Source organism: Leptospira fluminis, from assembly GCF_004771275.1.
GTDB classification, from domain to species: domain Bacteria; phylum Spirochaetota; class Leptospiria; order Leptospirales; family Leptospiraceae; genus Leptospira_B; species Leptospira_B fluminis.
The window spans coordinates 95,165-116,274 of sequence record NZ_RQEV01000017.1 but is presented as its reverse complement, the minus strand read 5'-3'; the positions used below and the strand labels follow the sequence as shown (position 1 = coordinate 116,274).

The 21,110-nt window shown below is 48.9% G+C and carries 21 protein-coding genes; 12 read left to right on the top strand and 9 right to left on the bottom strand.

Annotated elements, in window-relative coordinates; genetic code table 11:
- Window positions 1–114 precede the first annotated feature (114 nt).
- Complete coding sequence (locus EHO61_RS16025) at window positions 115–2,394, bottom strand: hybrid sensor histidine kinase/response regulator (protein WP_246032184.1); 2,280 nt, start codon at window positions 2,392–2,394, stop codon at window positions 115–117.
- A 253-nt stretch (window positions 2,395–2,647) separates the two neighbouring features.
- Here EHO61_RS16025 and EHO61_RS16020 point away from each other — a divergent pair, with 253 nt between their 5' ends.
- The 7 genes from EHO61_RS16020 (at window position 2,648) to EHO61_RS15990 (ending at window position 8,820) form a co-directional block, all read left to right on the top strand.
- Window positions 2,648–3,505: a pirin family protein gene (locus EHO61_RS16020; RefSeq protein WP_135814640.1), complete on the top strand. Its 858-nt coding sequence runs from the start codon at window positions 2,648–2,650 to the stop codon at window positions 3,503–3,505.
- A 105-nt stretch (window positions 3,506–3,610) separates the two neighbouring features.
- Window positions 3,611–5,425, top strand: coding sequence for a translational GTPase TypA (gene typA / locus EHO61_RS16015; protein WP_135814568.1), 1,815 nt, complete (start codon window positions 3,611–3,613; stop codon window positions 5,423–5,425).
- A gap of 152 nt (window positions 5,426–5,577) precedes the next feature.
- Window positions 5,578–6,051, top strand: coding sequence for a DUF2059 domain-containing protein (locus tag EHO61_RS16010; RefSeq protein ID WP_135814567.1), 474 nt, complete (start codon window positions 5,578–5,580; stop codon window positions 6,049–6,051).
- Between the two features lie 400 nt (window positions 6,052–6,451).
- The gene (locus EHO61_RS16005) at window positions 6,452–7,372 is read left to right on the top strand and encodes an esterase/lipase family protein (protein WP_135814566.1); all 921 of its coding nucleotides are present in this window, start codon (window positions 6,452–6,454) and stop codon (window positions 7,370–7,372) included.
- A gap of 161 nt (window positions 7,373–7,533) precedes the next feature.
- Window positions 7,534–7,959, top strand: coding sequence for an SRPBCC family protein (locus tag EHO61_RS16000; protein WP_135814565.1), 426 nt, complete (start codon window positions 7,534–7,536; stop codon window positions 7,957–7,959).
- On the top strand, window positions 7,956–8,384 hold the full coding sequence (locus EHO61_RS15995; protein WP_135814564.1) for an EVE domain-containing protein: 429 nt from the start codon (window positions 7,956–7,958) through the stop codon (window positions 8,382–8,384). Before EHO61_RS16000 ends, EHO61_RS15995 begins: the two co-directional genes overlap by 4 nt.
- Window positions 8,371–8,820 carry a MarR family winged helix-turn-helix transcriptional regulator gene (locus EHO61_RS15990; RefSeq protein ID WP_135814563.1) on the top strand — a complete coding sequence of 150 codons (450 nt, stop codon included), beginning with the start codon at window positions 8,371–8,373 and terminating at the stop codon, window positions 8,818–8,820. Before EHO61_RS15995 ends, EHO61_RS15990 begins: the two co-directional genes overlap by 14 nt.
- 4 nt (window positions 8,821–8,824) lie before the next feature.
- On the opposite strand, the gene EHO61_RS15985 is transcribed toward EHO61_RS15990, so the two are convergent.
- A complete protein-coding gene (locus tag EHO61_RS15985; RefSeq protein WP_135814562.1) occupies window positions 8,825–9,784 on the bottom strand; it encodes an LIC12353 family lipoprotein in 960 nt (319 codons plus the stop codon).
- Window positions 9,785–9,857: 73 nt separating this feature from the next.
- Between EHO61_RS15985 and EHO61_RS15980 the strand changes: the two genes are divergently transcribed.
- Window positions 9,858–12,017 (top strand): adenylate/guanylate cyclase domain-containing protein, encoded by a 2,160-nt coding sequence (locus tag EHO61_RS15980; protein ID WP_246032182.1) that lies wholly within the window; start codon window positions 9,858–9,860, stop codon window positions 12,015–12,017.
- A 5-nt stretch (window positions 12,018–12,022) separates the two neighbouring features.
- Here the strand turns inward: EHO61_RS15980 and EHO61_RS15975 are convergent, their stop codons facing one another.
- Window positions 12,023–13,447, bottom strand: a complete 1,425-nt coding sequence (locus EHO61_RS15975; protein ID WP_246032181.1) for a DNA recombination protein RmuC — start codon at window positions 13,445–13,447, stop codon at window positions 12,023–12,025.
- A gap of 214 nt (window positions 13,448–13,661) precedes the next feature.
- Here EHO61_RS15975 and trhO point away from each other — a divergent pair, with 214 nt between their 5' ends.
- Both trhO and ygiD read left to right on the top strand, forming a co-directional pair.
- On the top strand, window positions 13,662–14,711 hold the full coding sequence (gene trhO, locus EHO61_RS15970; protein WP_135814561.1) for an oxygen-dependent tRNA uridine(34) hydroxylase TrhO: 1,050 nt from the start codon (window positions 13,662–13,664) through the stop codon (window positions 14,709–14,711).
- A 203-nt stretch (window positions 14,712–14,914) separates the two neighbouring features.
- Entirely contained in the window at window positions 14,915–15,685 is a 771-nt protein-coding gene (gene ygiD, locus EHO61_RS15965; RefSeq protein ID WP_246032180.1) for a 4,5-DOPA-extradiol-dioxygenase, read from the top strand.
- Here the strand turns inward: ygiD and EHO61_RS15960 are convergent.
- Both EHO61_RS15960 and EHO61_RS15955 read right to left on the bottom strand, forming a co-directional pair.
- Window positions 15,672–16,274 (bottom strand): 2-hydroxychromene-2-carboxylate isomerase, encoded by a 603-nt coding sequence (locus EHO61_RS15960; protein ID WP_135814559.1) that lies wholly within the window; start codon window positions 16,272–16,274, stop codon window positions 15,672–15,674. The genes ygiD and EHO61_RS15960 overlap by 14 nt on opposite strands.
- A 21-nt stretch (window positions 16,275–16,295) precedes the next feature.
- Window positions 16,296–17,309 (bottom strand): zinc-dependent alcohol dehydrogenase family protein, encoded by a 1,014-nt coding sequence (locus EHO61_RS15955; protein ID WP_135814558.1) that lies wholly within the window; start codon window positions 17,307–17,309, stop codon window positions 16,296–16,298.
- 153 nt (window positions 17,310–17,462) lie between these two features.
- On the opposite strand from EHO61_RS15955, the gene EHO61_RS15950 reads away from it, so the two are divergent.
- Window positions 17,463–17,861 (top strand): SufE family protein, encoded by a 399-nt coding sequence (locus tag EHO61_RS15950; RefSeq protein ID WP_135814557.1) that lies wholly within the window; start codon window positions 17,463–17,465, stop codon window positions 17,859–17,861.
- Between the two features lie 33 nt (window positions 17,862–17,894).
- Window positions 17,895–18,773 (top strand): alpha/beta hydrolase, encoded by an 879-nt coding sequence (locus tag EHO61_RS15945; RefSeq protein WP_135814556.1) that lies wholly within the window; start codon window positions 17,895–17,897, stop codon window positions 18,771–18,773.
- Window positions 18,774–18,809: 36 nt separating this feature from the next.
- Here EHO61_RS15945 and EHO61_RS15940 read toward each other — a convergent pair whose 3' ends face one another.
- The 4 genes from EHO61_RS15940 to EHO61_RS17270 form a co-directional block, all read right to left on the bottom strand.
- Window positions 18,810–19,364, bottom strand: a complete 555-nt coding sequence (locus tag EHO61_RS15940) for a TPM domain-containing protein (protein ID WP_135814555.1) — start codon at window positions 19,362–19,364, stop codon at window positions 18,810–18,812.
- 3 nt (window positions 19,365–19,367) lie between these two features.
- A complete protein-coding gene (locus tag EHO61_RS15935) occupies window positions 19,368–20,249 on the bottom strand; it encodes a TPM domain-containing protein (protein WP_135814554.1) in 882 nt (293 codons plus the stop codon).
- Between the two features lie 12 nt (window positions 20,250–20,261).
- On the bottom strand, window positions 20,262–20,873 hold the full coding sequence (locus EHO61_RS15930) for a LemA family protein (protein ID WP_135814553.1): 612 nt from the start codon (window positions 20,871–20,873) through the stop codon (window positions 20,262–20,264).
- Window positions 20,874–20,938: 65 nt separating this feature from the next.
- Complete coding sequence (locus EHO61_RS17270) at window positions 20,939–21,076, bottom strand: hypothetical protein (RefSeq protein WP_167884894.1); 138 nt, start codon at window positions 21,074–21,076, stop codon at window positions 20,939–20,941.
- Window positions 21,077–21,110: the final 34 nt, after the last annotated feature.

The window sequence follows — 21,110 nt, the reverse complement described above, 5'->3', positions numbered from 1 at the left end:
CTCGATTTTTGACCAGTTTGGTGCGGCAAGATCTCCTGTCAAGTTGCTTCGGTAGGCCTAGTCGTCTCGATTTTCGGCCGGTTTGGGTGCGACGGGATTCCCTGCCTAGTTGCTTCAGGCCGATTTTCGGATCCAGTATTCGATCCTTTCCCGCAAAACGGCCGGGTCTATCGGTTTGGATAAAAAATCGTTCATACCGGCCTCGTAGCTGAGCTGTTCGAATTCCTTCATCACATGAGCGGTCAAGGCGATGATGATCGGGTCTTTTCCCCCTTTCGAATCGTTTCTGATCCTTCTCGTAGTTTCGAAACCGTCCAGTCCGGGCATCTCCAGATCCATTAAAATGACCGAAAATTTCTTTTTCCCTAGCCATTCCAAAGCTTCCTTTCCTCCGGAGGCGATGGTCACCGAGTGGCCGATTTTTTTCAGGATCCGTTCCACGATGATTTGGTTGGCCGCGTTGTCATCCACGACCAGAATCTCGGTTTCCACAGGGGGCGGTGTCGGGGTCGGTTCCACGGTTTTTTCGGAATTTTTTCCGGATTCTTCGCAAGAGATCGTAAACGTAAATTCCGTCCAAGCTCCCGGTTTGCTTTGCACGGAAATCCTGCCGGCAAGTAATTCCGTCAAACGTTTGGAAATCGCCAACCCGAGACCGGTTCCTCCGTAATCCCTCGTGATGGAATTATCCCCTTGTGTGAACGGCTGAAACAACTGGGGGATCCGGTTCTCCGGAATTCCGATCCCGGTATCCCTCACGGAAAATTCCAGTAACACCGAGTCGGCGGCTTTTTCCCGAACGCCTACGGACAATCGAATTTCCCCTTGGGAAGTGAATTTGGAGGAATTTCCGAGAAGGTTCAGCAGGATCTGGGCCAAGCGGGTCTTGTCGGTACGGATGAATTCGGGAACTTCGGAGGATTTGTGCAGCTTCAGGGCGATCCCTTTTTCTTCGGTCTGGAGGCGGATGATTCCGAGTATCTCCGACAGAAAATGGTCGATACGGAAGGACTCGTATACCAGGTCCAATTTTCCCGATTCGATTCTCGATAGGTCCAGGATATCGTTGATGATCGTAAGTAAATTATCGGCCCCGGCGGCTATGATACCTAGGGTTTCCTTTTTTTCTCCCGGCGGCTCCGATTCCAAAAGCATTTTAGACATCGCTAATATTCCGTTCATCGGAGTCCTGATTTCGTGGCTCATGTGGGCGAGAAATTTGGACTTTTGAAGGTTTGCCTCCTCCGCCTGTTCCTTGGCGATTTCCAAATCCTTCGTTTTGACCGCGATCCTTTCCTCAAGGGTCTCGTTTTGGGCCAGGATCATCCGCTGTTTCTCTTCCTTGAGTGAATTGATGCTGTTGGCAAGGCCGAAGGAAAGAAGGGTAACCTCGAAGGTAGTGCCTACATGAATCGCGTATTCCCCTAACATAACGGAATCGAATACTCCTAACCTTTGGAGCGAGGTGAGAAAAATCGCGGCCTCCATCGAGATCCAGGCGAGTAAAAAGAATCCGGCGGGTTTATATCCTTGGAGGCGTCTTATCAATCCGATGCCGATCAATAGGATCGGATGGACCAAGCCGATGGAAACGGCGACCAAAGAGGAGAAACGGATCGACGCAAAGATCGACGCGACTCCGAAAACGAAGGTGGAAACCGCAAAGATTTTCAGAATCCGGTTTGCGAAGGAACGTTTCGTAAGTCGGAGGTATTGCATGCTGAACAGCGAGGAAGAGCAGAACGCAAATAAGGAAAGAACGTTCGTGGAAACGTTTCCCCATGTCGGAAATTCTCCCCAAAGGAATCGATTCGCAAGTCCGTTAAAACTGATCTGAGTCAGAAAAACGAAAACCAGGTATATTACGTAATACAAATAGTCCAGTTCTCGAATGGAAGTGAACAGGAAAAAATTGTACAGTATCATAATCAGTATGCACCCGTAAAAAAATCCGAGTGCAAGAGTTTCGGCGGTGCTTTTTTCCAGATAAATTCTCGTGGGGCTGACGACGAGGGGAATGTTCATGGGGCCGTCGTTGGTATAACGCAGATAATACTCTTTGGTTTCCCCCGATTCGAAGTCTGTTTTGAACGCGAAATACCTGTGCTTTAGATCCCGAGTGTGGAAAGGTAGGGTGTCTCCCGTGGTAACGGAACGCAGGATATTTCCCTTTTTTGTTTCGTGAAAAACGATCCGATCCGAATAGGGAAATTCGGAAACGATCAGATATTCCTGACCATGGAGATCCGCGTTCCGGAGGGAGAAGCGGACCCATACCGCCGAATTCGTATAGCCTAAGTGAAGATTTTTCCTGCGGTTCGGTAGGAAGGAAGGAGAAGTCCGAAGAATATCCGGCAATTCCAGTTTGCCGGTTTCATCCTGAAAATATTCCATTCGATCGGATATGCTCCGGGATTCTTCTCCATCCAGTAGCAGGGGTTCGGAAAAGAGGGAACTTCCCCCCGTTAAAAAGAGAAAAATACAGGCGGAAAAGAAAAATTTATGCATTCGCAGGGAGCCATAGTAATTGACTTCAAAAAACTTCAAACTAGAACAGAGCGACGGATGAAAGATCACGGACCGGAATGCGAAGGAAATCCCATTTTTGAATCGTGTCAACGAATTCGCGACTTGTCTAAGAATTGATATGAAATACCTTACCGGAAAATTGAAGGATCTGGGCGATGGATTTACGGTTCGCAGGATTCTTCCGAATATCGAAACTCGGGCCGTCGGCCCCTTCGTTTTTCTCGATCATATGGGGCCGGTTTCTCTGAAAACCGGAGAAGAATTACTCGTTCGATCCCATCCTCACATCGGTTTGTCCACGGTTACGTATCTGTACGACGGTGTGGTATTGCATAAGGATACTTTAGGGACCAGGCAGATCATTCGCCCGTACGAAGTCAATTGGATGACCGCCGGTTCCGGAATCGCTCACAGCGAGCATTCCCAACCGGATCCGGAGTATCAGATCCTGGAGGGAATCCAGACTTGGGCGGCTTTACCCCAAGAATACGAGGAGACTCCGCCCGAATTTTTTCATTACGGTAGGGATGAATTTCCGGAATTGAGCGGAGGGGGTTGGGAACTGAGGCTGATCGCCGGATCCTTTTTGGGAGAGGTTTCTCCCGTAAAAACGTATTCTCCATTGTTCTATGCGGATTTCGAAATCGAGCCGGGAGCGGAGGTAGAACTTCCCGTTCCTTCCAGCCAAGAGGCCGCGGTTTACGTCGCCAGAGGAAGTCTAGACGCGGAAGGCAGGATCGTGGGAGTCGGGGAAATGGCCGTCTACCCTTTGGGGGGATCCATCAAGTTCCGTGCGGAAACGGCCACCCGAGCCATTCTTTTGGGGGGAGAGCCTTTGCCCGAACGAAAACACCTGTGGTGGAATTTCGTGTCCAGTTCCTTGGACAGGATAGAACGAGCCAAAAAGGAATGGAAAGAGGATCGCTTCGGAACGGTTCCGGGAGAGACGGATCGTATTCCTCTGCCCGAAATCTGATCGGTTTTTGTCCCTGCGATTTGTTTCGAAAACGTAATGTACAAAGCGTCGATGGCCTAAATCGACCTTGCCACCCTGGCCCCTCGGGAAATTTTGGTTTTTAGCATGGAAATCCGCAATATCGCCATTATCGCACACGTAGACCACGGAAAGACGACTCTCCTGGATGGGATCCTCAGACAGACCGGAGCCGTCACCGCCAAGGAAGACGGCGAAAGGATCATGGACCATAACGACCTGGAAAGGGAGAAAGGGATCACGATCAAAGCTAAAAATACAGCGGTGATTTATAAAGGCACTCGGATCAATATCGTGGACACTCCCGGTCACGCGGACTTCGGAGGAGAAGTGGAACGTGTGCTCTCTACCGCGGATTCCTGTCTGCTACTTGTGGACGCTTTCGACGGACCCATGCCCCAGACCCGTTTCGTACTGGGCAAGTCTCTGCAATTGGGACACAAACCGATTTTGGTCATCAATAAGATAGATAGGGACGGAGCGAGACCATCCGCGGTCGTGGATATGGCCTTCGATCTGTTCAGCGATCTGGGCGCCAACGACGAACAATTGGATTTTCCGATCATCTACGCTTCAGCAAAGCAAGGCTGGGCCGTAGGTAAATTGGAGGACGCTCCGGGTAAGGATCTGGATCCTCTTTTAGATATGGTTCTGAAGCACGTTCCTCCCGTTAAAGCGAATGCCGAAGCGCCTCTCCAATTCCAAGTCACGTCTCTCGATTATAACGATTACGTCGGAAGGATCGCCATCGGAAAGATCTACAACGGAAATCTCCAAAGAGGGATGAACGTCGTCCAGCTGTCCCCCAAGAAAAACGGACGGGACGAAGCCCAAATATTAAAAATTACGAAATTATACAATTTTGAAGGTCTGAAAAGGAACGAAATCGATATCGCCGAAGCGGGGGACATCGTGGCCATTGCCGGACTTCCCGACGTGTTTATCGGAGACACGGTATGTGAGCCCGGAAAGCCGGCGCCTATGCCTGCCATAGAGGTGGAAGAGCCTACCGTGTCCATGTACTTCATGGTCAATAACTCTCCGTTTGCCAGCAAAGAGGGAAAGTTCGTAACCACACGGAATATCCGGGAAAGGTTGGATCGGGAGTTGGAAACCAACGTAGCAATGCGTTTGGAGGAGACGGAAGATAAGGATCGATTCAAGATTTTGGGAAGGGGAGAACTGCATCTCTCCGTATTGATCGAGACCATGCGCAGAGAAGGATTCGAGCTCCAAGTCTCCCGTCCGGAAGTGATCATTAAAAAGGGAGAAAACGGCGAAAAGTTGGAACCCTACGAATATATGGTCATGGACCTGCCGGACCAGTTTACGGGAAGCATCATCGCCGAACTGAACCGAAGGAAAGGCGAACTCCAACTGATGGAGGCGCATCCTTCCGGAATGACCAGGGTGGAATTCGTGATCCCGACTAGAGGCATCATCGGCTTCCGGGGATATTTCGTGACCGAAACCAAAGGAGAAGGGGTCATGTCCAGCCGCTATCTCCGTTTCGACATTTATAAGGGAGAGATTCCCGGCCGTAAAAACGGAGCCCTCATTTCTATGGACTCGGGAGAAACCACCGGCTATGCTCTGTGGAAGATACAGGAACGGGGAGATCTTCTGATCGACCCGCAAACCGCGGTGTATCCGGGAATGATCATAGGCATCCACTCTAGAGAAAACGATCTAGAAGTGAATCCGGTCCGCGAAAAGAAATTGACCAACGTCCGTTCTTCGGGTGCGGACGAAGCGATCCGTCTCGTTCCCCCTCGTAGGTTTAGCCTGGAGCAGAATATAGAATTTTTGGACGATGACGAATTGCTGGAAGTTACCCCCATGAGCATGAGACTGCGCAAAAAGATCCTAGATCCGAATATGCGCAAACGTGCGGGACGCTAAACGCCGGAAAAAAGACTCCATCGGTGGAGTTCCGGGAATATTTTCCGGATTTTTTTTCCTCTAGAAAAAACGGTTCTTCCTTCGGTACCGACGAAACGGCTTTACTTTCTCTCCGCTTTGGGTCATCCTGAGGGGATGGTCGGAGTAGGAACATGAATCGTCATTTGTCGTCCTGGATCGTTTTTTCTCTTTTTATTACCGTTCCCCTATTCTCCGAAGACATGAAGAAAGAGGAGATCCGTCGACTTTTGATTTCCTCAGGTTCGGAGAAGATGGGCGTTTTGGTAGTCGGCCAGATGATCTCCCGTTTCAAACAACTGATGCCTCAGATCCCGGAGGAATTCTGGGAAGATTTCCGGAAAGAGCTCCACGGCGAGGATATGGTCGAACTGATCGTTCCGATTTACGATAAATATTTCACGATCGAAGAAATTCGGGAAATCACCGCATTTTACAATTCGCCGGTGGGTAAAAAACTTTTGGAGAAGAATCCCCAGATCACCCAGGAATCCATGCAGGTGGGCGAAATCTGGGGGAAGAAAATCGCCGAAAAAGTCCTCCAGAAGTTGAAGGCGCGCGGACTTCTTCCGTCTGACCCCAAGCAGCAAACTCGTCTAGATATCTAAAAGGTTTCATTTCTCCCAAAAAATTCCTTTTCCTCTATTAGAAAAACGGAAACTAGATCGTACTCTCGAGGCTTTTCCCTCAGGGAAGTATAACGATCGATTGATATATAAAGAAATTTTTGTCCATTTTCTTTCTACATTCTAACAATCTTTCCTTGACCTTTTAGAACAGGAATGGTATTGCAATCAATAACGTCTTCTTGCCGAGCAGTGTTCGGTAAGATTTGGTTCAAAGGGGATTTATTTATAACAAACGTATGAAATGAAGTTTAGATTGTTTTCGAACAATCGTTCGCAATTGAAAAATAAATCAGGAAGTCTTTTCCCTTCTATCGACCCAGGCCGAGGAAACGGAGAGCTTCCACATAGTGATGAATAGTAAAGAGAAGAGGTTAAAAAAATGTCTAGAGTGTTGAGGATTTGGATTATCGGACTGACTCTGTTAATTTCCGGAGCGGTCCAAGCGTCCGGCGGCGGTTCTTCCAGCAAACCTTTGGCGGGAAGCTATCCCATCGTATTGGCTCATGGCTTGTTCGGATGGGGAAAGGCTACGGGAATCGTAGACTATTGGGGCGGAAATGCGGCTTATCTCCAATCCCAAGGAGCCACGGTTATAACTCCGAGCGTCACCGCTACCGGTTCTTCTTCCCAGAGAGCCGTCCAATTGAAGACGGCAATTCAAACAGCGATGGCGGCTTCGAATTACACCGGTAAAGTACATATCATCGGGCATTCGCAAGGCGGTATGGACGCGAGATACCTGGTTTCCAACCTCGGATTTTCGGGTAACGTCGCGACTCTGACCACATTAAATACGCCGCACTACGGTAGTCCGGTTGCAAACGTGGTTTTGGCGGTAATTCCGAGCTGGGCCCTTCCTTATGTAGGAACCGTCCTGAATGCGGTCGTAGGATTCGTGTATGGGCAATCCAACGAAAACGCGGTCGCAGCTTTGAAGCTTTTAACGACGGACGGAGCTACCGCGTTTAACAATTCCACTCCGAATGCTGCCGGAGTAAAATACTACTCCTTCGGTTCCACGATCACCATTCCGGATCTGATCCAACATCCTGCAATGGGATTGATCTATCCGATCTGCGCAATCGGGGCTCCTTTTTATGGACAGAGTGTGAGTAACGACGGCGTGGTTCCGTCTTCCTCGCAGCAATGGGGAAGTTGGAAAGGCGGACCTTCGTACCCGATTACCACTACAGGAATCGATCACTTAGAGGCTACAAACGCTTTATATCTGGGCCAAGCATGGTACGATACGAACGGTTATTTCTTAAAAATGGCTTCCAACGCAAAAAGTAACCAATAACCGAAAACTGGTTTCCGATCTCAGTGGGGCGCTTTCCGCAAGGGGCGCCTTTTTTATTTCTTTTACCAAAAAAATCGATTCTCCGGTAGTAAAATGCTTGATAATAAGTATATATATTATATATACTTATATTGTAAGTTTGCTTATTAACGGAGGAGAATATGTGGGAATTTACATACGATACGAAAGTGGACGGGGTATCCGCAGAAGAGCTTTGGAAGGCTAGGGCGGACGTGGCAAATTGGCCCAAATGGGATGAAGGGTTACTTTGGACCAAGATCGAAGGCCCGGCGGTTGTTGGAACGGTATTCGACCTGAAACCGAAGGACGGGCCGAAAGTAAAAGTGAGGATTACGGAAGCGGAATCCCCTTTTGTCCTCGGTGACGAAACCAGTTTGCCGGGAGCCAAAATGAAGTTTCTACATTTCTTCCGGGACGTAAAAGGCGGAACGGAAGTGAAAGTGGAATTGAGCATTCGGGGACCTCTGGGTTTTTTGTGGAAGAAGATCATCGGGGAAGAGCAGGCGAGGAACATGGAAATGGAGATCCGCACGTTCGCCGATTTCGTAAGGAAGGCCAAGAAATGAATCGTTACTGGATCGTAGTGGCCTCTCGGGATCACGCACAAAATGGGAAGGAAAACGGAATCATTCAGGCCTGCCACGGGAAAAAGGGACCTCTTGCACGCATGAAACAGGGGGACTGGGTTCTGATTTATTCCTCCAAAGAAAAATTCGGAGAAAAGGAATTTTGTCGGAAATTTACCGCGATCGGCAGGATCCAGGACGATGAGGTGTTTTCGTTTCCTATGAGTGCGGACTTCGTTCCGTTTCGGAGAAGGGTTTCCTTTCTTCCCTCTAAGGACGCGGAGATTCTTCCTCTTGTCCAGGATTTGGATTTTATTCGAAATAAAAAATCCTGGGGTTTTCCTTTCCGTTTCGGAATCCTGGAGATCGGATCGACGGATTTCGAAACGATCGCCGAACGGATGGATGCAGATGTCAAAGGATGAAATTTTTGGATTCGATAAAGCCGAGGATAGCCCCGGCTTTTTGCTTTGGCAGGTTTCCAATCTTTGGCAAAGAGAGATCCGAAAAATATTGGAGCCTCTGGATCTCACTCATGCGCAGTTCGTGGTTTTGGCGGTCACGTATTGGTTGGAATGTTCGGGGGTGGAAACCACTCAAATCAGGATCTCCGACCAGGCAAAGACGGATCCGATGAGCACTTCCACGGCGCTTCGGACTCTGGAAGGAAAGAAAATGGTAAGCCGGTTCGCTCATGATTCGGATACCAGAGCTAAGCTGGTGCGTGTTACCGCGGAAGGGAAAAATTTATTGAAAGTTGCCGTACGGGAAGTCGAGGCATTTGACGAACGTTTTTTTGCGCCTTTAGGAAGTCGTCGCAAAGATTTCTTAAAGGGATTGCAAGGCCTTTGCGACGTCTGAACGTTTATCTGTTCTTGATCTTTTCCAACTCCCGGATCAGTTCTTCCTTGGAAACGTTCGGGTCCTGTTTTAATCTGCGGATCAATTCTTCCGCGCCTTGTTTTTGGGAAGCGGCCTTTTGATCCACGGATCCGACCAAGAGGATCGGATCCAAAGGCGAGGGGGAAGCGCCGGATTTAGGCTGGATCTCTACCACCGCCAAGTGTTCGAAAATTTCCGCTACGGTTCCCGGAACGTTCCCGACGGTCACCGGCATGTCCACGGAAAGATCGTCAGTGGTGGAGAAAAATCCGAGCACGTACTTTCGTCCTTCTTTTCCGGGATACATTTCCGGAGAAAGTTCGTAAAAAAGGACTCCGGCGGTCTCGTTGTCGAAGCTCTTTCTGCTTTTTCCCGTGTTAACGTTGATTCTTCCGATCAAAGGGGAACCTATTCTTCTGTACGATTCCCCGTCAGAAAACCGGATGACGTTCATGTTCGCGGAGATCTCGGCGCTTCTTCCGGAAGCATCCGTCAGGATGTGCCCGACTTCCTTGACTTTGACGAAAGGACCGAAGGATTTTACGTCCCAATGTTTCGGATCGCTCGTGTTTTTTCCCGAATAGAGTCTATTCAATTCTTTGAATATGGATTCGAAGAACAATAATTCGTGACCGCTCGTAACCAGTTTGCCGGATCTCAATTTGATCTCTTCCCTGTTTTCGCTCAGTCTGAATTGCAATCGAACGAGGGTTTTATTTACGAACTCCAATTCTTCCCTAGCGTTTTTCCGGATCCAAAGCGTCTGGATTTTAAGGCGATTTTCTTTGCTCCAAATAAGCGATTGATCGCTCACATAAAAACCCGCGATTTCCGGAATGGCGGGAGTCGGCTTTCCACGTAAACGATCTCCGCAGCTGTTCGAGAAAAGTAAGATACAGAGGAACGGAACAGAACAAGAAATTAGGGAAATCCTTTTTTTCATGTGAAAGAGAATTGGAGACGCGAGGCATTGGTAAAGGAAAAAAAGAAAGATCCGTTCGCTCGGAACAATTCTCTTGACGTACCGCCTTTTCGATTATGCTTATATCACTGAGGGGAACGTAACGTTGAAACGAATCATCGAATTCAGTCGCCTTTCGGCGATTCGATTCTTTTTCTTCCTGTCCATTCTCGGACCGTTCCTTCTTTTTGCCTCTTCCTGTTCCAGGCAAACCGAGGAAAGACCGAAAGTCTCGAATGGAATTCTGGATCTTAGGAATTGGGATTTTCAACGACATCCGCTTTTGGATCTGACAGGTGATTGGGAGTATTATCCTGACAGATTGGCTTCCGACGGAAATGCGGAAGAAAAAAAATCCCTCTTTGCGGTTCCGGGAGTTTGGCTGGGTTCCGGCTACGCCACTATGAAACTCGGAATCCTTCTTCCGAAGAATGCTCCGAATCTTGCGTTTTATTCTAAGGGACAGGCCACTGCGTTCGATCTTTACGTTAACGGGGCCAAGGTTTTGAAGTCCGGAATCGTAGGCAAGGATCCGGTCTCCAGCGTCCCAGAGAGTAGGGGTTCGTTCGGGGAATGGGATCCTTCCGGAGTTTCGATCGCACAGGTTACATTAGATATTTCTAATTTTCATCATAGGTTCGGCGGTCTTTGGTACGGGATCCGGTTCGGAGAATCCTCCGCATTAAGAGAGGAAGTGGCCAGGTTCCGGGACATGGATTGGTTTTTGGGAGGCATTTTCTTTTTGACCTTCCTGTATCATGTCGGCTTGTTTTTGATCCGAAGACAGGACCTTTCTCCTTTACCTTTCGGGTTGTTTTGTTTCACTCTATTCGTTAGGATTTTGGTGACGGAGGATAAGATTCTACTCTCTTATTTTCCGTCCTTCGGTTATCTGACTTCGATGAGATTGGAATATCTCACGTTTTATCTTTCCCTTCCTTTAGGTCTTCATTATCTCAGGAGCATTTATCCCGATCTTTTTCCCCGGATCTGGATGGGAAGTTTTTACGGTCTGGGTCTGATTTTTTCGGTCGGAGCATTCTTGCCTTTTCCGGAGGCATCGAAGGCGATTCCGTATTACCAGGCGTCCATGTTCGCATCCATCATTCTGGTCGTTTACGTTCTTGTGTTGGCTGTTTGGAAACGGAAACCGTACGCGATTCCTCTTATGGTCGGCTATTTGATCCTGTCCACGGCGGGAGTGATCGAAGTACTTGCCGCACATCAAATCCTCAAAACCCGTTCCTTTTTGCCCTTAGGGTTGTTCGTGCTGGTGATGATAGAGACCTTCGTCCTTTCTTTTCGCTACGGGGATTTGTATCGCGAAAAGGAGGCCTTGGCGGAAGAGTTGCGTCGGATCAATTCCACGTACAGCAGTTTTGTTCCGAGTAAGTTTCTGGGTCTGCTCGACAAACAAAGCGTAGCGGAGTTGAAGCCGGGAGATCAGGTAAGACGGGAAGTGACCATTCTGTTTTCAGATATCCGATCGTTTACGGAAATTTCCGAAAGCATGAACGCGAAGGAAAATTTCGAGTTTCTGAATACGTATCTTGGCAGGATGGAGCCGGTCATTCGGACTAACCGCGGCTTCGTGGAGAAATATTTCGGAGACGGGATTATGGCCTTGTTTTCGGAAACTCCGGACGATGCCGTGCTCGCGGCGATCCAGATGCAAAAAGAAATCCTTATCTACAACCGTCAAAGACTGGCGGAAGGCCGTCGCCCATTTCAGGTCGGCATCGGAATCCATACAGGGTCGTCGATCTTGGGACTGATCGGAGCCGAAGGAAGAATGGATAGTACCGTGATTTCCGAGGCGGTTCATGTGGCGGCGCGATTGGAGGTATTGACCAAATTTTACGGTACAGGAATCCTATTGAGCCAGGATACCTATTCGAGCCTTAAGAACAGGGAACGATTTTTGAGTCGAAAACTAGATCGGATTCCGATCAAAGGAAAGAAAGAAGAGGTTTTTATCTACGAGATCGGAGACTATCTGAGTGATGCGGAGCAGGAGGCGTTTCGGAATTCCAAGACGGGTTTTGAAAAAGGTGTCGATGCGTTTCTTTCCGGTCGATTTATGGATGCCGGCGAAACTTTTCGGGAGGCTCTCCGAGTGTATCCCGGAGACAAGACCTCCCTTTTGTATCTAAAGAGGTGTACGGAACAAATGCCGGTGGTCGGGGGTAGGCTTCCGGATTCCGATCCGATTTGAGCCTTTTAATCCGCCGAAAGTAGGGAAGGTTCGTCCTCTTCTTCCTCGTCCGCAAAGCCTGAAAGTTTTTTTTTCGTCTCTTCTTTGGAGACGCTAGCGCCCAACTCCATGAGTTCTCCGGCTTTTTTCAGGATATTTCCTTTTCCGGATTTCAATTTCTTCATCGCATTTTCATAATGTCCTTGCGTGACGCTCAATGCGCCTCCCACTTTTTCCAGGTCCGATACGAAATTTCCGAGTTTTTCCAAAAGCAATCCGGATTGGCGGGCGATCTCTTTTGCGTTCCGGTCCTGGTCTTCTAATCTCCAGATATTGGAAACCATTTTAAGGGAAATCATTAGGGAGGACGGAGTGACGATCAGTATATTCTGTTGGTACGCTTCCAAGGCTAGGGAAGGATCCTTTCGAAGGGCCCAAAACAGAGCCGGTTCGCTATAAAGAAACATGAGTACGAAATCGGGAGAATTCAGGCCTTCCAGATATTGGTAGTTTTTCCTGGCAAGATCCTTGGCGTGTTTCCGAAGCGCACCGGCGTGCTGTTCCAGATAGATTTCCTTTTCGGTTTCCTCGGTCGCTCCGTAAAACGAAACGTAGGCGTTTAGGGAGACTTTGGAATCCACTACCACGCAACGGTTGCCCGGTAGTCTTACGATCACGTCCGGTCGCTTGCCTCCGTCCTCGTCCTTAAAGCTGGCCTGACGAAAGAATTCCTCTCCTTCTCTCAGTCCGCTTCGTTCCAAGATTCCTTCCAGGATTTCCTCTCCCCAGTCTCCTTGGGCTTTTTTGTCTCCACGAAGAGCCTCGGCCAGATTTTTGGCTTCCGTTTGAAGGCTTTCGTTCGCCTTGGTCAAAGAGGAGATATGCTCCTTCAGAGTAGCGGTGCTGATCTTCGTTTCCTGGGCGGAGACTTCTACTTTCTTTCCGAAACTCTCTATGTTTTCCTTTAAGGGTTTTAGTAAGTCGCCCAATTTTTCCTGGGTTTGGAGATTGAATTTTTGGGAATTATCCAGGAGAGCCTGGTTGGCAAGGTTTTTGAATTCTTCCTTTAACTTGGAGGTCAGTTCTTCGAATTCCTTTTTTTGGTTCTCCAATCTTTCCTTTAAAAGATCGGATTCCTTTTTCATCGCTTGCCAGGCACCGATCGCTTGCGTGTTCTTTTCGGAAACGGTTTTGAGATCCGATTCCAATTGGACCGTCCTTTCTTTGGATCGTTGTTCCGTGGCCCTCGATACGGCGACTTCCATCTTTAATTTTTCGTGCTCGGACGCGGAGATTCCGGATTCCGAACCGTACAATCTCTTTGCCAAGAAAAACGCCAGAGAGAATCCGACTAGGATTCCCACTAATAATGTGATCGAGTATTCCATATATCCTCCTTTCTGGATCCATTGCGATTTCGGGAAATCCATTTCCCGAGACTGGCTTTCCATTGTAAGGATTCCCCGGACAAATTTCCGGTCTTGGATTTCTTTTTTCCGGTACCCGGTTTTTACTGCGCCAACGGACTTTCGGGCGTCCGACCGGAAGGAATCTATGATATAGAAAATGAGATGCAGGTTCTTCCGAAAAGGGAAACTCTTTTTTCGACTTGCCATCGGGCCGGAGGGACAAAACCTATTTTTTGGAACCGTTCCGCCCAAAGATATGACAAAGAAACCGTTGCATAACATATACAGTAAGGAGATCCTACGACAAAAGTTGGAAAGCGAGTCCGTTTCGAGACGCACTCTTTCCTTTTACAGGTATGTTATCATTTCCGATCCGAAAACGATGCGGGATCGCTTGTATTCCGATTGGGAAGATCTCGGAGTATTGGGACGCATTTATATCGCGAGGGAAGGAATCAACGCTCAACTCTCCGTTCCCGAGCCGAATTTCGCCGCTTTACGCGAATACTTGGATGGCACGACCGAATTCAAGGAGATACCGTTTAAAATCGCGGTAGAGGACGACGGTCGTTCTTTTTTGAAATTGGAGATCAAAGTACGGGAAAAAATCGTCGCTGACGGTTTGGACGACGGAAGTTTCGACGTTACCGATGTGGGAGTTCATTTATCCGCGGAGGAATTCAACCGCAAACTGGAATCTTCCGATGCGCTCGTCGTGGACGTACGAAACCATTATGAATCCGAGATCGGCCATTTCGAAGGGGCCTTACTTCCGCAGGCGGATACGTTTCGAGAGGAACTTCCTATGATTTTGGATCTACTGAAGGACCAAAAGGATAAGGAAATCTTAATGTATTGTACCGGAGGAATTCGTTGCGAAAAGGCGTCCGCTTATCTCCGGCATCACGGCTTTCGGAAAGTGTACCAATTGCACGGAGGAATCATCGAATACGCTGCCGAAATCCGACGAAAAGGTCTACCTTCCAGATTCAAAGGTAAAAATTTCGTCTTTGACGGCAGGCTCCAGGAAACGATCGGGCAGGAAATCCTCAGCGAGTGTCACCAGTGCGGGAACTCCTCCGCGCATCACATCAATTGCGCCAATCCCGCCTGTCATGTTTTGTTTATCCAGTGCGAAAGCTGCGCGGAAAAGTTCGATCATTGTTGTTCTGAAGAATGCAAGGAGATTCACTCGCTTCCTGAAGCAGAACAAAGAAAGCTGAGAAAAGGGAAATCGGCCTCGAATCGACATTTTTCGAAATCTCGGATTCGTCCGAAAGTATTCGAATTGCACCGAAAAAATTGACGGACCTCTGCTTTTTTGCGGCGGCAAAATAGTTTAAATTTGAATTATTTTTCTTTTCGCAAAGTCTAAATATAAACAATATGAGCTTCGAGGGACAACGGCCGAAAGCCGCCTTTTCCAGGAAAAGCTTCCTTTGGGGGGCGGCGGGATTTGCTTTTGCGGCGGGTCTGGGAAAGTTTCTGTATCGGAGGAAAGAGGAGAATATGGATCGGCTCCCGGTTTTTTTTGTCGGTCATGGAAGCCCGATGAACGCCATCGGAGAAAACGAATTCACCCGAGGTTGGGCGGAAAGTATGAAAGGTCTGCCCGATCCTGATGCGGTGCTTTGTATTTCCGCTCATTGGGTCACACGCGGGACTCGGATTACTGCCATGGAATCTCCGAAGACCATACACGATTTTTACGGGTTTCCCCAGGAATTGTTCGACGTCCAATATCCTGCTCCGGGATATCCGGAATTAGCCGGTTCGATTTCCAAGTCCGCTTCTTTCCAACCGATCGAACAGGATTACGAATGGGGGTTGGATCACGGAACTTGGAGCGTGCTCAGACATATGATTCCGAAGGCGAACATTCCGGTCCTCCAACTCAGTCTGGACGGGACGAAACCTGCGACTTGGCATTATGAATTCGCCAAGGAACTTTCCCGCTTACGGCAACGTCGGGTATTGATCGTAGCTAGCGGCGATTTGGTGCATAATCTCAGATTGTACGATTGGAGAAACGAGGAGAAGGTTCCGGACTGGGCGCAGGAAGCGAACGAGACATTCAAGTCCTTGATCCTAAAACGGGATGCCAAGGCCTTGTCCGATTATGAGAATCTTGGAGCGTCTGCTCGTCTTGCGGTTCCGACGCCGGAACATTACGTTCCCATGTTGTATTCGCTTGCCTTGGCTTCGGACGACGAGGAGATTTCGTTTTACAACGACAAAATCCAAAGCTCCGTATCCATGACCAGCATCAAGTTCGGATGAGAAATTCGAGGGCGTCTTCCAGACGGTCGTCCCCCCAAAAAAGCTCTCCGCGAACGATAAAGCTGGGAGCGCCGAAGATTCCCAAGGATTTTGCCGTTTCCGTATTTTCGCGCAAGGCGGACTTGTTTTCCTGGGATTCGGACTTTTCTAAGATGTTGTCGGAGCTTTGACCTAACTGTTTCAGGATTTCAGACAGAGTTTCCGTTTCGCCGATATCTTTCTTTCGGGAAAACTCGGCAAGGTATACTCTGCGGGTGAATTCATGGATCCACTCGCTTCCGGAAAATGCGACAGCGATTCTCGCCGCCTTGAGTCCGTTTTGCGGAAATTTGTCGGGTCGTTCGAAAGGAAGATCGTATTTTTTACATCTTCTTTCCAGGTCCTTCCACATGTATTTTCCTTTGGCGGGGAAAAGGTTGAAGGGGGAATCCTCCATTCCTTGTTCTTTGAAAATCGGACCTAGAAGGAAGGGCTTCCAATTCGCACGAACCCCTTTTTGCGCGCAGAGACGCTCGATTCGTCCCGCGCTCAGATAGGAATACGTGCTTGCGAATTCGAACCAAAAATCGATCTCAAGATGTTTACTCATAGATTTGCTCCGGTCTCAAATTCAAATTTCGATTACGACTTTGCCGAAGTGCTTTCCGTCCCTTAGGTATTCCAACGCTTTCGGAAACTCTGAATACGGAAAAATCCGATCGATCACGGGTCTCATGAGGTTCCGGGAAATCGCGAGATTCATTCTTTCGAAGTCCGATCTGCTCCCCACGATCACTCCTTGGATTCTGATCCCCTGCATCAGTATGGGAAAGAGAGAAAGGTTCGCTTCTCCACCTCCTGCGACCACCCCGATCAACGCCACGATTCCTCCGGGTTTTACGGACTGGACGGACTTGGAAAGCGTTCCGGCTCCTCCGACCTCGATGATCAGATCCGCTCCTTTCATGTCCGTTTTTTTTCGGATTTCCCGATCCCAATTCGTCTTTGCGGTGTAATTGATCCCTTCGTCGGCTCCGAGAGATTTCGCCTTTTCAAGTTTTTGGTCGCTGGAGGAGGTGACGATCGTCTTACAACCTAACATTTTAGCGAATTGTAATGCAAAAAGGGAGACCCCGCCCGTTCCTAACGCTACGACGGTCATCCCGGGTTCCAGTTCGCCGAACGTGACGACCGCATTGTAGGCGGTGAGTCCCGCGCAGGGGAGAGTGGACGCTTCCGCGTAGGAAAGGTGTTCCGGAAAAGAGATCACCCCTTCTTCCGGAAAAACACGATATTCGGAAATCATCCCGTCCAGCGGGCCTCCTAAAGTTTCCCGTATGTTTTCCAATCGCGGAGCTCCGGCGAGCCAACCTTGGGAAAAGATCCCGCATACCCTGTCTCCGATTCGAACCTTCTTTACGCCCGGTCCGAGTTCCACGACTTCCCCCGCACCGTCGGAGAGAGGAACCAACGGGAGTTTTTGTCTGGGGTTGTATTGTCCGGTGATCATCAAAAAATCCCTATAATTCAGGGAGCAGGCCTTGATTTTTACCAGCACTTCACCAGGACCGGGTTTGGGATCGGGGCGTGTGACCGAACTCAGATTTTCTATTCCGAAATTGTCGAGGACTTCGAAGGCTTTCATATTGCTTTTCCAGGACGAATCCTTGGAGAGAAAGCGGAGATCGTCCAGCCTAAAAACGAAGAAGGGCTGCCGCGCGGAAACGGAAACTAATTTTGTTTTGCCACTAAAGCGATCGGTTTTAAGGTAGATGGAGAAACTCCCTGAGGATTCTGCATGCCAAGTCTGGAAGAAACCCAAGAAGAAATCATAAAGGAATTTTCCGAATGTTCGGATTGGGAGGAAAGATACGGACTCCTGATCGAGATCGGAGATACCCTTCCTTCTTTTCCGGAAGGTAAAAAAAGCGAGGACCTGCTCGTTCCCGGTTGCCAATCCAGGGTTTGGGTTTTGCCGGAGGAAAAAGAGGGAAAACTTTTCTTTTCGGCGGACAGCGATTCCGCGATCACAAAAGGGATGATCGCTCTGCTCCTGCGGGTTTTTTCCGGTCGCACCCGGGACGAAATTCGAAACGCTTCCTTGGATTTTCTGAAGGAGATCGGTCTGGACAAGCATTTGTCCATGAGCCGTCGTAATGGCCTGTATTCCATGGTGAATCGGATCAAGAGTCTATAATAAAATTCGTATATTTATCCGAAGGGGGAGTCTATGAAAAGTTCGCTAAAGGAATTTTCTAGCAAGGGCGCTATATGTAAAGGAACATTATATCTTCCTAATGAATCTAAGCCTCCCGTCATCGTAATGGGACACGGTATAGGCGCCGAGAGGAGATTCAGGCTCCCGGATTATGCGGAGCGGTTCTGTAAGGCGGGCTTTGCCGTTTTTCTTTTCGACTACAGGAATCTGGGTGAAAGCGACGGACTTCCCCGGAATCTGATCCACCCGAAGCGGCACGTGGAGGATTTTCTGGAGGCGATCCGATTCGTAAAATCCCTACCGGAAGTGAAAGGGGATCGATTGGGGATCTGGGGGACTTCCTTCGGAGGAGGACACGTTCTCGTGACCGCAGCCAAGAGTCCGGACGTTAAGGCGGTCGTTTCCCAAGTTCCGTTCGTGGATGGCATCTCCACTACGAATTCTTTTCCCATTCTTTATCAACTACAGGGTTTCCTACACGGATTGAAGGATCTGGTTCGGATTCCGTTCGGAGCAAAACCTCATACGGTTCCGATCGTCGCAAGGCCGGGGAGTTTCGCGTTGATGAACACTCCGGATTCGTACGACGGTTATACGAAGTTGATTCCTGAAGGATCGGAGTGGACGAACGAAGCTCCTGCCAGGATTTGTCTTCTCCTTCCCATGTACCGCCCCGTGTCGTACGCTTCCAGGATCCAGGCACCGGTGCTGATGCAGATCGCCAAAAAGGATTCCTTGATTCCGTACGCTGCCGCACTTAAGACCGCGCGTAGGATACGCGACTGCAAAACGAACCTCTTGGATATGGGTCATTTCGAGCCGTATTACGGAAAATTGTTCGAAGATACGATTGCGGAGCAGATCGTCTTTTTCAAGGAAAAGTTGAAGTAAGGGAGGACCTTATCCGAGAGAAATCACGAACAGGATTCAGGCGAGGTACGGATCGTCCGGGAGTTCGTTCGGATTTTTTTCTCCCGCAGGAAAATGCTTTCGAAGCTCCTCGGTTAATTTTCGGATTCCTTCGGCTAGACTTTTTCTGTGTTCGGAAGTTTTAAAGCCTTCCCCGATTTCCCTCGCGATCTCGTCCAATTGCCTTTGTCCGATCTTTCCGTAAATCCCGCGATCGGCAAGGATCACGATTTTCCTTTCTGCCAGAAGCAAATACACCAGGATTCCAGTGTTTTCCTCGGTATCCCAAATTTTCAGGAAGGAGAACATTTCCAGAGCGCGGTCGCGGGCGGATTTTCCCGACCAGATTTGCGAGAGCGGAAGTTTGGTTTCTATCGCGACGCGTATCTCTCCTCTATGGAGGTTTTCGGACTCGGAAACGATCTCTCCGATTCTTTTGAGATCTTCCTTTTTAAAATATTTTCCTAATAAATTAAATTCGAATGCATGTCCGAGCGGAGTAACCAGGAATTCGGTCACGCTCGCCGATAGATGGGTTAAAAAACGGGAAAAACGGGAAGTACTTTCGCTCATGTGTCACCAATCCGAGGAGGAACCGCCGCCTCCGAAATCGCCTCCGCCTCCGCTCCAGCCGGAATCTCCGCCGGAAGAGGAACCCCAGGAAGACCCGCCGCCGTATCCTCCCCACGAACCCCAAGAAGATCCTCCGCCCATCCCGCTATTCCAGGTGGAATAAAGTACCAGAAGTATGACGAAGAATACGATCAGGATGGGAAGCATGGTCCAGAAGGAAATCCCTAATAATCCGCCGGCCCAATAGCCTATCCCGGCGGCCGCGCCCGCCTTGATGAAGGAAAACATTCTTCGGAAAAAGATTCCGACGAAAATTCCGACCCCGACAAGGAGCAGGAAATATCCGGTTAGACCGATTTTTCCTCGGGATGTTTCGTGAAAGGTGGTGTGGGTGGGTTCGGGTAAGGGTTCTCCTTCGATCAAACCTATGATTTTTTCGATTCCGATCTCTATCCCTTCGTAGTACTTTCCTTCCTTGAAGAGAGGACGGACATACTCGATCTGAATCCGCTTACAAAGTACGTCCGGAAGCGCTCCTTCCAAACCTCTTCCGACTTCGAACCTCATCTTTCGATCGTTCTTTGCGACCAAAAAGATGACCCCGTCCGCGACGGATTTTCGACCCACCTTCCATTTTTCGGCCAGGCGGATGGAATACTGTTCGATAGTTTCTTCTCCCGTAGTGGGAAGGACAAGGATCGCGACCTGACTTCCTTTGCGCTCTTCGAGGTTTTTCAATTTTTCCTCCAAAGAGGAAATCTCTTCCGAGCGTAAGGTTCCTGTCAGGTCCGTGACTCGACGGTGCAACTCGGGTAGGGCGATCGGTTCCGAAAGAACGGATCTTACGCAAAAGAAAAGTACAAGGAATAAGAGGACGCGCTTCAAAGGACTTTCCGCTTAAAACTGAACCTGCGGGGGTTTGGAAATTTCCTTTTCGTTTTCCACGGTAAAATTCGGTTTGGGGGAATATCCGAACATCTTCGCAGTAATCACGTTCGGAAACGTGCGAACCGTCACATTATATTCCTGCACGGCCTGGATATACCGGTTTCTGGAGACGGTGATTCTATTTTCCGTCCCTTCCAATTGGGCTTGGAGATCCAAAAAATTCTGATTGGACTTCAGCTCCGGATATTTCTCCACCACGACCATCAAACGGGAAAGTGCGGAAGTCATTTGTCCCTGCGCTTGCGTGAATTTTTTGAATAGCTCGGGATTGTTCAGCACTTCCGGAGTCGCCTGGACGGAACCCACGCTTGCTCTGGCCTTGGTCACTTCGGTCAGTACTTCTTTTTCCTGGGCCGCATAACCTTTAACCGTGTTGACCAGATTCGGAATCAGGTCCGTTCTTCTTTGGTACTGATTCAATACTTCCGACCAAGCCGCTTTGACGTTTTCGTCCTGGACTTGGATGGTATTATAACCGCAGCCGTAAAACGAGAATGACACGCAAACGACTGCAAATAAGGAAATTTTGCGTAAAAAACGGGAAATCAATCCGAGGGACATTTCCACCTCCGAACAAGCGAACTATCGCCCGGGAAATGTCCCTTGCAACCGGTTTTCCTGCCGGATTAGGCTGCTTCCTTAGGAAAGTTCCGGTTTTTTTCCTCCGCTCTTTTCCGGACTTCTTCGATGAGTTTGTCCGCGAGAATTTCGGCTAGGGCTGCGATTTTATCCTGGTTGATCTGTTTTTTCTGTTGGGTTTTCATAAGGGGTTCTCCGCGATTCGATAGGGATAGTTTA

What these genes read in the sequence shown, in the direction of transcription:
- EHO61_RS16025 (WP_246032184.1), bottom strand. Translation starts at nt 2,394, where the DNA reads ATGGAATATTTTCAGGATGAAACCGGCAAACTGGAATTGCCGGATATT.
- EHO61_RS16020 (WP_135814640.1), top strand. Translation starts at nt 2,648, where the DNA reads ATGAAATACCTTACCGGAAAATTGAAGGATCTGGGCGATGGATTTACG.
- typA (WP_135814568.1), top strand. Translation starts at nt 3,611, where the DNA reads ATGGAAATCCGCAATATCGCCATTATCGCACACGTAGACCACGGAAAG.
- EHO61_RS16010 (WP_135814567.1), top strand. Translation starts at nt 5,578, where the DNA reads ATGAATCGTCATTTGTCGTCCTGGATCGTTTTTTCTCTTTTTATTACC.
- EHO61_RS16005 (WP_135814566.1), top strand. Translation starts at nt 6,452, where the DNA reads ATGTCTAGAGTGTTGAGGATTTGGATTATCGGACTGACTCTGTTAATT.
- EHO61_RS16000 (WP_135814565.1), top strand. Translation starts at nt 7,534, where the DNA reads ATGTGGGAATTTACATACGATACGAAAGTGGACGGGGTATCCGCAGAA.
- EHO61_RS15995 (WP_135814564.1), top strand. Translation starts at nt 7,956, where the DNA reads ATGAATCGTTACTGGATCGTAGTGGCCTCTCGGGATCACGCACAAAAT.
- EHO61_RS15990 (WP_135814563.1), top strand. Translation starts at nt 8,371, where the DNA reads ATGTCAAAGGATGAAATTTTTGGATTCGATAAAGCCGAGGATAGCCCC.
- EHO61_RS15985 (WP_135814562.1), bottom strand. Translation starts at nt 9,784, where the DNA reads ATGAAAAAAAGGATTTCCCTAATTTCTTGTTCTGTTCCGTTCCTCTGT.
- EHO61_RS15975 (WP_246032181.1), bottom strand. Translation starts at nt 13,447, where the DNA reads ATGGAAAGCCAGTCTCGGGAAATGGATTTCCCGAAATCGCAATGGATC.
- trhO (WP_135814561.1), top strand. Translation starts at nt 13,662, where the DNA reads ATGACAAAGAAACCGTTGCATAACATATACAGTAAGGAGATCCTACGA.
- ygiD (WP_246032180.1), top strand. Translation starts at nt 14,915, where the DNA reads ATGGATCGGCTCCCGGTTTTTTTTGTCGGTCATGGAAGCCCGATGAAC.
- EHO61_RS15960 (WP_135814559.1), bottom strand. Translation starts at nt 16,274, where the DNA reads ATGAGTAAACATCTTGAGATCGATTTTTGGTTCGAATTCGCAAGCACG.
- EHO61_RS15955 (WP_135814558.1), bottom strand. Translation starts at nt 17,309, where the DNA reads ATGAAAGCCTTCGAAGTCCTCGACAATTTCGGAATAGAAAATCTGAGT.
- EHO61_RS15950 (WP_135814557.1), top strand. Translation starts at nt 17,463, where the DNA reads ATGCCAAGTCTGGAAGAAACCCAAGAAGAAATCATAAAGGAATTTTCC.
- EHO61_RS15945 (WP_135814556.1), top strand. Translation starts at nt 17,895, where the DNA reads ATGAAAAGTTCGCTAAAGGAATTTTCTAGCAAGGGCGCTATATGTAAA.
- EHO61_RS15940 (WP_135814555.1), bottom strand. Translation starts at nt 19,364, where the DNA reads ATGAGCGAAAGTACTTCCCGTTTTTCCCGTTTTTTAACCCATCTATCG.
- EHO61_RS15930 (WP_135814553.1), bottom strand. Translation starts at nt 20,873, where the DNA reads ATGTCCCTCGGATTGATTTCCCGTTTTTTACGCAAAATTTCCTTATTT.
- EHO61_RS17270 (WP_167884894.1), bottom strand. Translation starts at nt 21,076, where the DNA reads ATGAAAACCCAACAGAAAAAACAGATCAACCAGGATAAAATCGCAGCC.